This is a genomic window from Shewanella sp. 10N.286.52.A9 (assembly GCF_041468985.1).
GTDB lineage: Bacteria > Pseudomonadota > Gammaproteobacteria > Enterobacterales > Shewanellaceae > Shewanella > Shewanella japonica.
Genome location: NZ_JBFRJQ010000006.1, coordinates 178414 through 192766, shown reverse-complemented (window position 1 = coordinate 192766; position 14353 = coordinate 178414). Strand labels below are relative to the sequence as shown.

At 41.6% G+C, this 14353-nt stretch carries 16 protein-coding genes and 1 pseudogene; 8 read left to right on the top strand and 9 right to left on the bottom strand.

From position 1 onward, the window contains the following. Positions 1-8: 8 nt before the first annotated feature. Positions 9-440 carry a 50S ribosomal protein L13 gene (rplM, locus tag AB4128_RS05965; protein ID WP_055023464.1) on the bottom strand — a complete coding sequence of 144 codons (432 nt, stop codon included), beginning with the start codon at positions 438-440 and terminating at the stop codon, positions 9-11. 300 nt (positions 441-740) lie between these two features. Then, the gene (gene zapE, locus AB4128_RS05960; protein WP_055023465.1) at positions 741-1853 is read right to left on the bottom strand and encodes a cell division protein ZapE; all 1113 of its coding nucleotides are present in this window, start codon (positions 1851-1853) and stop codon (positions 741-743) included. 236 nt (positions 1854-2089) lie between these two features. Between zapE and AB4128_RS05955 the strand changes: the two genes are divergently transcribed. Beyond that, positions 2090-3442 carry a DegQ family serine endoprotease gene (locus AB4128_RS05955; RefSeq protein ID WP_055023466.1) on the top strand — a complete coding sequence of 451 codons (1353 nt, stop codon included), beginning with the start codon at positions 2090-2092 and terminating at the stop codon, positions 3440-3442. A gap of 236 nt (positions 3443-3678) precedes the next feature. Further along, entirely contained in the window at positions 3679-4755 is a 1077-nt protein-coding gene (gene degS / locus AB4128_RS05950; protein ID WP_055023467.1) for an outer membrane-stress sensor serine endopeptidase DegS, read from the top strand. 96 nt (positions 4756-4851) lie between these two features. On the opposite strand, the gene murA is transcribed toward degS, so the two are convergent. From murA to AB4128_RS05915, 7 genes are read right to left on the bottom strand one after another with little or no spacing between them, the layout of a single operon-like run. Beyond that, entirely contained in the window at positions 4852-6114 is a 1263-nt protein-coding gene (gene murA, locus AB4128_RS05945; protein ID WP_055023468.1) for a UDP-N-acetylglucosamine 1-carboxyvinyltransferase, read from the bottom strand. Positions 6115-6127: 13 nt separating this feature from the next. After that, the gene (locus tag AB4128_RS05940; RefSeq protein WP_055023469.1) at positions 6128-6379 is read right to left on the bottom strand and encodes a BolA family protein; all 252 of its coding nucleotides are present in this window, start codon (positions 6377-6379) and stop codon (positions 6128-6130) included. 25 nt (positions 6380-6404) lie between these two features. Next, positions 6405-6701, bottom strand: coding sequence for a lipid asymmetry maintenance protein MlaB (locus tag AB4128_RS05935; protein ID WP_055023470.1), 297 nt, complete (start codon positions 6699-6701; stop codon positions 6405-6407). Beyond that, positions 6698-7357: a phospholipid-binding protein MlaC gene (locus AB4128_RS05930; protein WP_080916857.1), complete on the bottom strand. Its 660-nt coding sequence runs from the start codon at positions 7355-7357 to the stop codon at positions 6698-6700. The genes AB4128_RS05935 and AB4128_RS05930 overlap by 4 nt, the downstream gene beginning before the upstream one ends. Positions 7358-7369: 12 nt before the next feature. Beyond that, positions 7370-7840: an outer membrane lipid asymmetry maintenance protein MlaD gene (mlaD, locus tag AB4128_RS05925; protein WP_065109384.1), complete on the bottom strand. Its 471-nt coding sequence runs from the start codon at positions 7838-7840 to the stop codon at positions 7370-7372. A 39-nt stretch (positions 7841-7879) separates the two neighbouring features. Further along, positions 7880-8665 carry a lipid asymmetry maintenance ABC transporter permease subunit MlaE gene (gene mlaE, locus AB4128_RS05920; protein WP_055023472.1) on the bottom strand — a complete coding sequence of 262 codons (786 nt, stop codon included), beginning with the start codon at positions 8663-8665 and terminating at the stop codon, positions 7880-7882. After that, complete coding sequence (locus AB4128_RS05915) at positions 8652-9449, bottom strand: ATP-binding cassette domain-containing protein (protein WP_055023473.1); 798 nt, start codon at positions 9447-9449, stop codon at positions 8652-8654. Before AB4128_RS05915 ends, mlaE begins: the two co-directional genes overlap by 14 nt. A gap of 207 nt (positions 9450-9656) precedes the next feature. On the opposite strand from AB4128_RS05915, the gene AB4128_RS05910 reads away from it, so the two are divergent. The 6 genes and pseudogenes from AB4128_RS05910 to lptB all read left to right on the top strand — a co-directional run bounded on the left by AB4128_RS05910 (position 9657) and on the right by lptB (position 14323). Then, entirely contained in the window at positions 9657-10619 is a 963-nt protein-coding gene (locus AB4128_RS05910) for a calcium/sodium antiporter (protein WP_055023474.1), read from the top strand. Positions 10620-10687: 68 nt separating this feature from the next. Beyond that, positions 10688-11665 carry a KpsF/GutQ family sugar-phosphate isomerase gene (locus AB4128_RS05905; RefSeq protein WP_080916863.1) on the top strand — a complete coding sequence of 326 codons (978 nt, stop codon included), beginning with the start codon at positions 10688-10690 and terminating at the stop codon, positions 11663-11665. Between the two features lies 1 nt (position 11666). Then, on the top strand, positions 11667-12230 hold the full coding sequence (gene kdsC / locus AB4128_RS05900; RefSeq protein WP_372037240.1) for a 3-deoxy-manno-octulosonate-8-phosphatase KdsC: 564 nt from the start codon (positions 11667-11669) through the stop codon (positions 12228-12230). Then, on the top strand, positions 12227-12787 hold the full coding sequence (gene lptC, locus AB4128_RS05895; protein ID WP_055023477.1) for an LPS export ABC transporter periplasmic protein LptC: 561 nt from the start codon (positions 12227-12229) through the stop codon (positions 12785-12787). The genes kdsC and lptC overlap by 4 nt, the downstream gene beginning before the upstream one ends. 64 nt (positions 12788-12851) lie before the next feature. Beyond that, positions 12852-13397, top strand: a pseudogene (gene lptA, locus AB4128_RS05890) (lipopolysaccharide transport periplasmic protein LptA); the annotation flags it as partial. A 194-nt stretch (positions 13398-13591) separates the two neighbouring features. Continuing rightward, the gene (lptB, locus tag AB4128_RS05885) at positions 13592-14323 is read left to right on the top strand and encodes an LPS export ABC transporter ATP-binding protein (RefSeq protein WP_055023478.1); all 732 of its coding nucleotides are present in this window, start codon (positions 13592-13594) and stop codon (positions 14321-14323) included. Positions 14324-14353: the final 30 nt, after the last annotated feature.

Sequence of the window (14353 nt, the reverse complement as noted above, 5' to 3'; positions counted from 1 at the left end):
CTCCCGTATTAGATATCAAGAACTTGAGGTTGTTGTGCAGCATGGTTATGTTCAGTGCCAGCGTAAACTTTAAGCTTACGGAACATAGCACGGCCCAATGGACCTTTTGGTAACATACCCTTAACTGCTTTCTCGATAATCATTTCAGGCTTATGATCTTGCAGCTTTTCAAAAGTAATCTGCTTAATACCACCGATGAAACCTGAATGTGAGTAGTAAACTTTGCCTTTAGCTTTGTTACCAGTCACAGCAACTTTTTCAGCGTTAATAACGATGATGTAGTCGCCAGTATCAACATGAGGAGTATACTCTGGCTTATGCTTACCGCGTAAACGAGTAGCAATTTCAGTAGCGATACGACCTAAAGTTTTACCTTCAGCATCAACGACGAACCAGTCACGAGTGACTGTTTCTGGTGTAGCAGTAAATGTAGTCTTCATTTTACAAAAACCCAATGTTTAAAATTCTGTCTCAATATTGACTGCTCATGCAATCAACACAATGACCATTTCAAAGCCCCTTCGAGCTGAAATTGGTTTAAATCGTCCACCCAAATTCGGTGGAGTAACGAGGGCAGGTGGCGGATTATAGACAAACCTGAGTTAAAAATCACCTAATTTTTTAACTTTTATAAAAAAATCACCGCGATGGGTGATTTCTTGATTGATGTACATTATATATGCGATTTTTTAAGCGAAATTACATATCAATAGACGGCTTAATATATAAACGAGCCACTATTAAGGTAGATGCTCTAAAGTCAGGTAATCATGAGATTGCATTTCAATTAAACGCGAACGACAACGCCTGAACTCAAAAGCCAATAAACCGTCTGTATAAATAGCTTCCAGCGCCACTTCTGCTGAGATAATCAGCTTAACATTACGCTCATAAAACTCATCCACCATCGCCAGAAAACGTCTGGCAATATCATCACCTGTTGTGGACGAGCCCATCTGCTCTAAACCACTTAATAAAACCGTGTGATAGAGTCTGGCCACTTCCATATAATCACGTTGCGATCTTGGTCCATCACACAAGTCTCTAAAATTAGCTAATAGCACGCCTTGAGATTGCTGACGAATATCAATTAAACGCCCTTCTATCTCGATAGCGTCTGTCAGCACCTCAGATTCTGGGGCAAGCTGACCAAAATAAGTCAGTAAGTTTGTATCAGCTTGTTCATCTAATGGGAAATGGTATATCTCAGCTTGCTCGAGTGTACGTAAACGGTAATCGATACCTGAATCCACGTTTAAAATTTCACAATGCTGATTAATTAATGCAATAGCAGGTAAAAAGCGCGCACGTTGAAGGCCGTTTTTGTATAAATCATCAGGAATAATGTTAGATGTTGCCACTAAAGCAACGCCTTCTTTAAACAAGTATTGAAACAAGGTTCCCAATAACATCGCATCAGTAATGTCAGAAACAAAAAACTCATCAAAACAAATAATCTTATATTGTTGAGCCATTTTCTTCGCAATGCTGATTAACGGGTCTTGCACCCCTTCCAGTTCACCTAAATCATGATGTAACTGATGCATAAACCGATGAAAATGAGCACGCAGTTTTTTATCTGTCGGTAAAGCATCAAAGAAGGTATCCATAAGATAGGTTTTACCACGGCCAACACCGCCCCAAAGGTATAACCCCTGCACTGAAGGTGCAGATTTTTTAATACCAATAGCGCTCAATAATTTAGTCATGCCAGAGGTTTGAGTATCAGCAGCTATAAGCTCTTCATACACTCTTTGTAATGACTTAACAGCTTGCTCTTGTGCTAAGTCATGAGAAAAACCTTCACGGGTTAAATCTTGTTGATAATGCTGCCATGGGCTTAACTGAGACACGAATACGACTCTCTATACTGCTGAAAATTCTCAGCAATCATAGCATGCAGCGTCAATTGAGGTAACGCTTAGAACAACAAAAAATTAACCTTTGTTAATAAAGCCTGAACTTATTGGATTTTGCACCACTCCGAGGTTATATATTCAATACGTGTTAACGGGAATCATTTATTACGCATAAGCGAAAAGCCATTTTCGTGTATGACACAGATTTCATTTTCAAGGAGTTACAATCAATGAAGCCAAAATTAACTTTACTTTCTGCAGCGTTATTAACTGCCTCTTTATCGTTAATGCCAGCTATATCACAGGCAGCGATGCCTCATGCAGTTGATGGTCAAACATTGCCAAGCCTAGCGCCAATGTTAGAACAAGCAACCCCTGCTGTGGTTTCAGTTGCGGTTAGTGGCACTCAAACTTCAAAACAGCAAATTCCTGATGTGTTTAAATATTTCTTTGGCCCCAACGCACCTCAAGAACAAGTACGTGAACGACCATTTAGAGGTCTAGGTTCTGGTGTCATTATTGATGCCAAAGAAGGTTACATTGTGACTAATAACCATGTAATTAATGGCGCCGATGAAATTAAAATCGGTTTACATGATGGCCGCGAAATTGATGCTAAATTAATAGGCTCAGATCCCGAGTCTGATATCGCCTTATTACAAATTAAAGCCAAAAACCTGACAGCGATTAAACAAACCAATTCAGATGACATTCGTGTTGGCGACTTTGCTATTGCAATTGGTAATCCGTTTGGCTTAGGTCAAACTGTCACATCCGGTATTGTCAGTGCATTGGGTCGCAGCGGGCTTGGCATCGAAATGCTTGAAAACTTTATCCAAACCGATGCTGCTATTAATAGTGGTAACTCTGGTGGTGCGCTCGTCAACCTGAACGGTGAACTGATTGGTATTAACACGGCCATTGTCGCTCCAGGTGGTGGTAACGTCGGTATTGGTTTCGCTATTCCAGCCAATATGGTCAATAACCTCATTAATCAAATTATCGAGCATGGTGAAGTCAAGCGTGGGGTGCTAGGTGTAACAGGCCGAGATTTAGATAATGAACTCGCTAAAGCATTTGGCCTTGAAACCCAACATGGTGGCTTTATTAGCGAAGTGATGCCAGATAGTGCAGCCGATGATGCAGGCATTGAAGCTGGCGATATTATTGTCAGCGTAAACGGGAAGAAAATCAAAAACTTCCAAGAACTTCGAGCCAAAGTGGCCACTATGGGCGCTGGTGCTAAAGTTAACATCGGCATCATTCGAGACGGGGATAAAGAAACCGTTAACGTAATATTAGGAGAATCAACAAGCAGTACCGGCTCAGCTGCCGATGCTTTACATCCTATGCTTGAAGGGGCTGAACTTACTAATAGCAGTAAAGGTATTGAAATAACCGATATTGCACAGGGGTCGCCGGCCGCTCGTAACGGCCTAGAAAAAGGCGATCTGATAGTGGGCTTAAACCGCAGCAAGGTGAAAAACTTAAACTCACTTAAAGAAGAGCTGAAAAACCAACAAGGCGCAGTGGCACTAAAAATATTACGTGATAATAAGCTAATGTACCTTGTATTAAGATAGCCTGAATGACAGCGAGTTTTATAAAGGTATATCAAACTTTAATAACAAGGCATTAAGGTAATAACCGCTATGATATTAACCTAGCAATGGTGTCGTTTGACATGTGTATACCTTCATTAACGCTGCACTAAAAACTGAGATTTATAGTGCTAATTAAGCATCGTGGCCTAGTCACGATGCTTAATTTTTTTAAGCGTGGTAATATCCTTGATTAATTTAACTAATTTAGTTGGCCAATGAATCTTAAAGACAACATCTTATACTTAACAAAAGCCGTGGTTTTTGGCCTCGTCATGGCTGCTGTGTTTTTAGTAGTGACTCGTTTTACTGATAACAACAGCTTTAACAATGGCTTGTCTGTTACTCATCAAAATAACGAATTGTCTTTTGCGAGCGCGGTTCGCCGAGCAGCCCCTGCCGTTGTCAATATTTATAGCCTCAGTTTAGATCAAAATAGCCCACTGAATTCCAGTTCACTTCAAGGTCTCGGCTCAGGCGTTATCATGAGCAAAGAAGGTTATATTTTAACCAACTACCATGTTATTAAAAAAGCTGATGAGATCGTCATTGCCTTACAAGATGGGCGAAAATTTACTTCAGAAGTCGTGGGCTCAGATCAAATCACTGATATCGCCGTGCTTAAAATCGAAGGGGATAACCTACCAATCGTTCCGATTAATCTTAATAACCCAGCCCAAGTGGGTGATGTTGTGCTTGCCATTGGTAATCCTTACAACTTAGGGCAAACCATTACTCAAGGTATTATTAGTGCCACAGGTCGAAATGGACTCAGTTCAGGTTATTTAGACTTTTTACAAACAGATGCTGCGATTAATGCCGGTAACTCAGGTGGGGCATTAATTGACACAGGTGGGGAATTAATTGGTATTAATACTGCCGCATTTCAGATTGGCGCTGAAGGCGGTGGACACGGAATTAACTTTGCTATTCCTATCAAGCTTGCCCATAGCATTATGGGTAAACTGATTAAAAATGGCCGTGTGATCCGCGGTGCTTTAGGGATCTCTGGCGAGCCCCTCAGCCAAGTGATGGCGCAAATTTTAAACCTACCCGATCTTAAAGGTGTACTAGTAACAGGGGTTGATCCTAATGGCCCTGCAGCTAAAGCGACTTTAAAACCACGCGACGTCATTATTCAATACGCAGAAGAAAGCGTTCCTGGTGTTGAAATGCTGATGGATAGAATTGCGGAAACACCACCAGGCAATAAGGTTAACATTACCATTATCCGTGAAGGTAAGCCGATTGAACTGCCTGTGATTATTGGCGAAAAGTTACCAGAAAATAGCTAATAAAAAGACACTTAATTCAATTAAATAAAAAACCGCTCAATGAGCGGTTTTTTATTGGTATAGCCTTTAGCTTATTAAAAGCCTAATCACGTCAGTCTATTCAGACACACGTACGACTTCGCCGCCTAGCCCTTTGAACTTTTCTTCAATATGTTCATAACCACGGTCAAGGTGGTAAATACGATCAACTGTAGTAATCCCATCAGCCATTAAACCTGCAATCACTAAGCTGGCAGATGCACGTAAATCAGTCGCCATCACTTGAGCACCATTCATGCGCTCAATACCTTTAATGATACAAGTATTACCTTCAAGTTCCATTTCTGCGCCCATACGGCTCAGTTCAGGTACATGCATAAAACGATTTTCAAAAATCGTTTCAGTCACATGACTCGTTCCTTCAGCTAAAGCATTTAACACACAAAACTGAGCTTGCATATCGGTTGGGAATGCAGGATAAGGAGCCGTTTTTATATTAACGGCCTTTGGACGTTTGCCTTTCATATCCAGCTCAATCCAATCTTCACCTGTAGTGATTTCTGCCCCCGCATCTTCTAACTTAGCAAGTACAGCTTCAAGCGAAGATGGATCGGCACTAACACAACGCACGCTACCACGAGTCACTGCAGCAGCAACAAGGAATGAACCTGTCTCAATTCGATCAGGCATGACACGGTGCTCACACCCTGAAAGACGCTCAACACCTTCAATTTTTAATGTCGCAGTACCGACACCCGAAATTTTAGCTCCCATCGCTATCAAACAATGCGCTAAATCATTAATTTCAGGCTCTCGCGCAGCATTTTCAATAATGGTTTCACCATCAGCTAATGCTGCAGCCATCAATAAGTTTTCGGTTGCCCCAACGCTCACCATATCCATAAAGATATGCGCACCTTTTAAGCGACCATCGACACGAGCTTTAATGTAGCCTTCTTTTACTTCAATCTTAGCGCCCATTTGCTCTAGGCCTTGTAAATGAAGGTTCACTGGACGAGCACCAATAGCACAGCCGCCAGGCAGTGACACATCTGCAGTACCAAAACGTGCCAGCAACGGCCCTAAAATTAGGATCGAAGCGCGCATGGTTTTGACTAAATCGTAAGGTGCACAAAACTCATTAAGCTTTGCAGCTGAGATGCAGTATTTACTGTTACCTAAATCTGTGACTTCTGCGCCCAAGCATCGTAGTAATTTAAACGTGGTATTTACATCGCGTAAACTTGGTACGTTAGAGACGATAAAGTCAGTTTCAGCAAGCACGCCAGCAAATAGAATCGGCAATGCCGCATTTTTAGCACCAGAAATAGTGACATCTCCAGAAAGTGGCTTACTGGCTTTAATTGTTAATTTATCCACACTGACTCTCTAATTACATATTAAATAATTTTTCACGCTTCCACTGTGTCGGCGTAAATGTTTTGATGGTCAGCGCATGTAATTCACCACTAGCAATATGGTCATTTAATGGTGCATAAATCGTTTGCTGCTGCTTTACTTTGCTCATGCCATCAAAACATTCGCCAACGGCAACAACTTTATAATGACTTCCATCTGAAGTGACATGCACTTCATCAATCGTTAGTGCTTCTGTTAAAATCTGCTCGATTACTTTGCAATCCATGAAATTGGTTACCTTAAATTCAATGCTAGTTTTCTAGAAAAAAGGATTCTAAATCATATAACTCAATGAGTCTTTTTAGATGTTTACTCGGATGTGCCAATCTCCTTGGCTGAGTGGTGTTTTTACTGCTTTTACCTAAACTAACCAGCTCAAGTAAAAAAGCGACGCCTGCGCTGTCGGCATACTCTAAAGCTGACAAGTCTAACACCTGAGTCGAATCAGTAAACAACTCTTGTCGTTTTGGCCATAAATCGATGACCTCTATTTGCCTTAGTTGCCCTTTAATTTCACAAATGTCACCTTGCTGTAAAAACTCAATCACGCAGCATTTTCCTTATCCTGTTTGTAATTGATTTCTTGCTGGGTCTTCTCTTTAAGCATCTCAATCACTGAATCAACCCCTTTTTGGCGAATAAGGTTGGTGATTTCTGACTGTTTAGATGCCAGCAAACTGACCCCTTCAGCGACTAAATCGAATGCTTTCCAACTGTCATCTTTTAGGCGTCTAGCCTTAAACATCACCTTAATTGGCGGACGACCGTCTTCAATAATTTGCACATTTACATCAACAAACTTTTCATTTTCGAATTCACTAGCTGGAGAAAATTGCACTTTTTGTCCAGTATATTCGGTGAACGCTTGCGCATAAGTCGCAACCAAATACCCTTCAAATGCATCAACAAAACGCTCTCGTTGCTCTGGTGTGGTGTCGCGTAAATACTGCCCCATGACTTTATAAGCTGCATACTTATAATCCACATAAGGCATTAACTCTTCGCGCACAATGACTTTCAAATGACTCAAATCAGCATCAATGAGTGCCTTATCAGCATCAAAACGTTCAAAGGTTTTACTGGATACTTGCTGGACTAATTTAAAAGGGTCATGGGTGTCGATCACTTCGCTAGCCTGTACTGGCAAAATGATGACCGCGAATAAGACACAAACACGCCATAAACGTATGAAACATTGGCTCATGATACTCTCCTATTAATCCTTCGAAGAAACGCTATACAGAAGTTGCCCAATTAAATCTTCTAATATTAATGCTGAACGAGTGTCATGGACTCTATCGCCATCCGCTAGCATCTCTATATCATCATCCATAAAACCTGGGGTTAAGCCCAAGAATTGTTCCCCAAGTAAACCCGAGGTTAAAATCGATAAGCTACTGGTTTCAGGGAATTGATCATATTGCTTGTCCATCGTTAACGTTACCACGGGCACAAGTTTTTTAGTGTCTAAGGTTATATTTGTCACGCGGCCAACGACAACTCCGCCTACTTTAACTGGCGAGCGTACTTTTAACCCGCCAATATTGTTGAACTCTGCCTTTAAAGTATAGGTAGCTTGATTGGGTTTTAGTTCTACGTTGGCAACATTGAATACCAAAATACAAAATGCCAGCAGCCCAGCGAGTAAAAATACGCCTACGAATAATTCTACTTTCCTTGTCAACATACGCTTCAACCACTTAATTTATGAACGTTAAAAATATGACTACTGACCAAACATGATTGCAGTCAGCAAGAAATCTAATGCGAGTACGACCAAACTTGCTTGCACCACGGTCGAGGTAGTGGCTTTGCTTATCCCTTCAGGGTTTGGCGTGACTTCATACCCGCGATATAAAGAAATCCATGTCACAACCACACCGAAGAAGGTACTTTTAATCAAGCAATTTACAATATCCTGACGCCACTCAACCGACGCTTGAAGAATTGACCAAAAAGACCCGCTATCAATGCCTTTCCATTCTACCCCCACCAAATGACCACCCAATATTCCAACAAGGCAAAACATCATGGTTAATAATGGCACTGAAATCACTCCAGCCCAAAAGCGAGGTGCGATAACTTGCTTCAACGGATCAACGGCCATCATTTCAAGACTAGACAATTGCTCGGTAGATTTCATTAATCCGATTTCAGCTGTCAATGCTGAACCCGCTCGACCAGCAAATAAAAGAGCTGTGACCACAGGGCCAAGTTCACGCAATAAACTCAAGGCAACCATAGGCCCTAGGCTTTCAACAGTACCAAAATCAGCAAGTACGGTATAACCTTGAAGCGCTAACACCATACCTATGAATAGACCTGATACGACGATAATCACCATTGAGCGCACACCAAGCACATAAATTTGCTTGAGCAGTAAAGGAAGCCCTTTTTGCAATCTAGGTAAATGGGCAATTGCCCCCCACAGCATAAGACCAGCTCGCCCTAAACCAGCGATAAAATCTAATGCGTAGCGACCGATGTTTTCAATGCGGTTAATCACTCCCATTGAGCATCTCCTGTTGGTAATCTTCGGCAGGAAAATGAAATGGCACAGGGCCGTCAGGATTACCTTTGATAAATTGCTCAATTTGACGATTATCAGAAGCACGTAATTCTTCAGGAGTTCCTGAAGCAATGACTTTTTTCTCCGCGATGACGTAAACATAATCGGCAATACTCAGCACGGCGTCCACATCATGAGAGACCACCACTGAAGTTAAATTTAAGGTATCTGATAATTCGCTTATCAATTTCACCAGCATCCCCATGGAAATAGGATCTTGGCCTGCAAATGGTTCATCATACAAAATCATTTCAGGTTCTAGTGCAATTGCCCGCGCCAACGCTGCCCTTCTCTGCATTCCACCAGACAATTCATTAGGGTGCATCTGTGCTGCGCCTCGAAGCCCAACCGCTTGTAGCTTCATTAACACAATTTTACGAATAAGCTCTTCAGGTAAGCCTGAATGCTCTCGCAGGGCAAATGCGACGTTATCGAATACATTCATATCGGTAAATAACGCACCACTTTGAAAAAGCATGCTCATTCTTTTACGTAATTCGAATAATTGCGGACGTGTTAATTGATGAACATTTTCACCACTAAAAAGTACCTCACCACTGTTAGGCGTTAATTGACCACCAATCAATTTGAGTAAGGTTGTTTTTCCGATGCCACTCGGGCCCATAATCGCTGTCACCTTCCCTTTGGGAATGCTCAAGCAAATATCATCAAAAATAACACGTGATCCACGATTGAACCCCATGTGGCGAACTTCGACCAATGGCATTGCTGAATCTAATAATTTGGAATCGGATATTGAAGAAATAATAGCCTTCCTGGCGCATGTGGTGTAGAGCTGAATTGTACGAAATTGTGTAAGAACCTACAACAAATCAATCACCATGAGTTACAATCCACAACAATTATCGCATCAGCTCATATTTTTGTTAAAATCCTGCACAAATATCGCTATTAACACACGTTTTGGAACCACATGCTTTTTAATATTTTAATGCTAATCGCTGGATTAGGCGTATTAGTTTGGAGCGCAGATCGCTTCGTATATGGCGCAGCCGCTTTCGCTAGAAACCTTGGCCTACCTCCAATGCTGATTGGATTAACCATTGTGGCCATGGGAAGTTCTGCTCCTGAAATGTTTGTGGCTGCAACAGCGTCGATGGAAGGGATGAGTAATACTGCCGTTGGAAATGTCCTAGGTTCAAATGTTGCTAACATCACCTTAATTCTTGGTATTACAGCACTATTAGGTGCTATATCAGTTAGCTCACAAACCCTTAAACGTGAAATTCCGTTAATGTTAGCGGCAACTGTGTTAGCCGGATACCTCATTCATGACGGTATGCTAACCCGATTTGAAGGCACAGTACTTTTGGTCGCTTTCTTCTCGTTAATGGGTTATTTCATCTGGCAAGCACTGAGAAATAAGCAAATAGATCCACTATCTGACGAATCTGATGCAGAGATCCCTAAAAATGTACCTACATTACATGCTATTATCTGGATTATTGTTGGCATGGTTTTGCTACCACTTTCTGCTGACTGGATGGTAACCGGCGCTGTAGGCATTGCAAAGACATTTGGATTATCAGATTTAGTCATTGGTTTAACCATTATTGCAGTGGGAACAAGCTTGCCTGAATTAGCAGCATGCGTAGCTGGCGTATTAAAAAAAGAAGATGATCTCGCAATTGGTAACATTGTGGGTTCGAATCTATTTAATATCCTAGCGGTACTTGCTATACCAGGATTGATTGCCCCAGGGGAAATAGATGCCAATGCTGCTGGCCGTGATTTTTACATGACACTTGGTACCAGTGCAGCCCTTGCTGTGCTCGTATTATCAAGTGGAGCGAAGAAACAATTAACTCGCTGGCATGGCGCCATATTATTAGTCGTCTTTATTGCGTACCAGATTGTCTTATTTCAATCTCAATAACGGGGCATAAAGATGGGTCACTCACCATTGTTAAAGACTCATTAGCATTGGAAAAAAACGAGAAACATATGATAAATCAAACACAGTTGCGTCAATGGGGTCGTCAAGTCATTGATATTGAAAAAACAGCGTTAGATAACCTATATCAGTACGTTGATTCAGATGCCTTTGGCCAAGCTTGTGAACTAATTTTGCAGTGCAAAGGTAAAGTGATTGTCATGGGCATGGGTAAATCAGGCCACATTGGCAATAAGATTTCAGCCACCTTGGCCAGCACAGGAACGCCTGCATTTTTTGTTCACCCAGGTGAAGCAAGCCATGGTGACCTAGGTGCACTGGCTAAAAATGATATTATCTTAGCAATTTCTAACTCTGGTGAGTCGAGTGAAATTTTAACCTTGCTACCCGTTATTCAGCGCATGGGGGTTCCAGTGATTGCGATCACGGGTAAGCCTGAATCTAACATGGCGCGGTTATCTAAACTGCATCTTTGCATTGAAGTACCAGAAGAAGCTTGTCCATTAGGATTAGCGCCTACTTCAAGCACTACCGCAACCTTGGTAATGGGAGATGCCCTAGCCGTCGCATTATTGCAAGCCAGAGGCTTTACTCGTGATGATTTTGCATTATCACACCCAGGTGGATCATTAGGACGTAAACTCTTACTTAAAGTATCAGACGTCATGCATCATGGAAGCGATGTTCCGCAAGTTAATAGCCAGGTTTGCATCACAGAGTCACTATACGAAATATCCAATAAAGGACTAGGCATGACTGCCGTTATTGATGACAACCAACAGTTAGTCGGTATCTTCACCGATGGTGATTTACGCCGAGTGATTGATGCCGAAGTCAATTTACGCACCACGCCAATCTCACAAGTGATGACCCCTAATTGCATTACCATCAGAGCTGATATTTTAGCAGCACAGGCCTTACAAGTGATGGATGAAAAAAGTATCAACGGCTTAATTGTTGTTGATGAAAATCAACGCCCAATTGGCGCACTTAATATGCTTGATATGGTAAAAGCAGGAGTCATTTAATATGTCGAAGAGTCAAGTTCATCAAGGATTATATGGCCCTGTATCAGACGATATTTGGCAACGCGCTAAAAAAATCAAACTCCTGATCTGTGATGTTGATGGGGTCTTTTCTGACGGGCGTATATATTTAAGTAACGCAGGGGAAGAGTTGAAAGCTTTCCATACCCGTGATGGTTACGGTATTCGATCAATTTTAACTAGCGGTATCAGTGTTGCCGTTATCACAGGCCGAAAGTCTGCCATTGTCGAAAATCGAATGACGGCGCTAGGTGTTAGCCATATCTATCAAGGGGTAGACGATAAGCTCACACCATTTAAAGAGTTACTCAGTATTTATAATGTAACGCCAGATGAAGTGGCCTATATCGGTGATGACATGGTTGATTTACCCGTTATGAAAGAAGTGGGCTTAGCTGTTTGCGTAGCTGATGGTCACCCATACGTAAAACAACATTGCCAAATGATCACTCGCATTAATGGCGGTAACGGCGCTTTACGTGAGTTAACTGATTTACTGCTTGTTAGCCAAGACAAGTTCGAAACCGCCCACGGAATGAGCATATGAGCCGTACCACCCTCGCTATTCTCGGCTTCTTTGGTGCAGCATTAGTTTTATACTGGCAAGTGCAAGTGAAGCGTAGTCAAATGGAAGCCAATAAGCTTCCCGATCCCGCGCGTCCAGAATTCATCGCTAATGACTTACGAAGCACAGAATTTAACGAGCAAGGATTAGTACAAAGCCGGGTGTCAGCAAAACACATGGAACACTTTCAGCAAACCAATGAAACCCTATTCACTGAGCCTGTATACCTTATCTATCCAGAAAACGGCGAAGCTGAGTGGCAATTAACTGCTGAATTAGGCAAGCTTAATAAAGAAACCGGTAAAGTGGTGCTAGAAAAAAATGTTATTATTGATGCAATAAACATCAATGAACCAGTACAATCGCTAACCACAAGTATGCTTGCGTTAGATTTAAATACCATGATCATGACGTCTGATCGACAAATTAATGTCTCAGGACAAGATTTTAAAATACAAGGCTTAGGCCTTTATGCTGATTTAAATGCCGAAGAGTTAGAGCTTTTAAGTCAGGTAGAAGGAACATATGAAGCAAAGTAAAACACTGACATTTTCACTCAATAAGCTTATGAAAACAGACTTTATTAGAAAAAGTATTCTTGGTATGAGCCTAATGGGATTGAGCTTAGTGACAGTCACCGGCGTTCATGCCAAAGAAGGTGATTTACAACAAGAGCTTAAAGTTGCTGCCGTCAGCCAAAAAGCAGATATTAAAAATAACCAAGTGATTTTCTTCGGCCCAGTGAATGTGACGCAAGGCACCATTAATATTAATGCCGATCAATTACGTGCATTCAGTGAAGAGTCGGGTGGCAAAAAAACCATGATTGCGACAGGTAATCCAGCCACATTCTCACAAGAACTCGATGATGGCCGTATCGGTACCGCAAGTGCGAACGAAATAAAATATGAGCTTTCAACCAGTATTTTAACCTTAAAAGGCAATGCAAAACTTGACCAGGCAGGCAGCCAGGTTACTGGTAATCTCATTAGCTATAATATTGATAAACAGCAACTGATCGCTGAAAGCACAGGTGAAGGAAAAGACAGAGTTATCACTATTTTTCAGCCAGAAAATTACCCTGACTTGAATAAAGAAAACGAAGAACTTGATAACTCAGACGAAGCGCCGATAGAAAATAATGATTCGCTTGATAACCCAGATGCTGATGCGACTGACAATGCACCTAACAATGTAACTGAGAATCAAACAGTGACTCCTGAGGCAAATGCTGTTGAAACTAACACTGATGCCCTCCTTGAATCAGTCACCCCTCAAGAATCTGATATTCAAAACTCAACCAATGCAGACATAACGACCCCTGCGGCAGAGCAAAAGCAATAATGACACAAATTACCTTAACAGCTGAAAACTTAGCAAAAAGCTATAAAAGCCGCCAAGTTGTCAAAAACGTTAGCCTAACCGTTAAAACGGGTCAGATTGTTGGTCTTTTAGGGCCAAATGGTGCAGGTAAAACCACAACCTTTTATATGGTTGTTGGCTTAGTCAAAAGCGATAAAGGTCGTATTTTGATTGATTCTGACGACTTGACTGCAGACCCAATGCATTTACGTGCTCGTAAAGGTATTGGTTACTTACCTCAAGAAGCCAGTATTTTTAGAAAACTCACTGTGCACGATAACATCATGGCGGTGCTGCAAACCCGTAAAACCTTATCGAGTGAGCAACGAATCGAAGAGTTAGAGCACTTATTAGAAGAGTTCAATATTACCCATATTCGTGACAGCCAAGGTATGGCTCTATCAGGTGGTGAACGTCGACGTGTAGAAATAGCACGCGCTTTAGCCGCCAATCCTAAGTTTATTTTATTAGATGAACCATTTGCGGGTGTTGATCCTATCTCCGTGATAGATATTAAGAAAATTATTCAACAACTAAAAAATCGTGGTCTTGGAGTATTGATTACTGACCATAATGTCCGTGAAACACTTGATGTATGTGAGCGTGCGTATATTGTCAGCCACGGAGATTTAATTGCTGAAGGTACGCCTGCTGAGATCTTAGACAATCAGCAAGTCAGGTCAGTATACTTAGGTGAGCAATTCAAGCTATAGTTAGCATTCTTTAGTGTACAAGCATGGCAT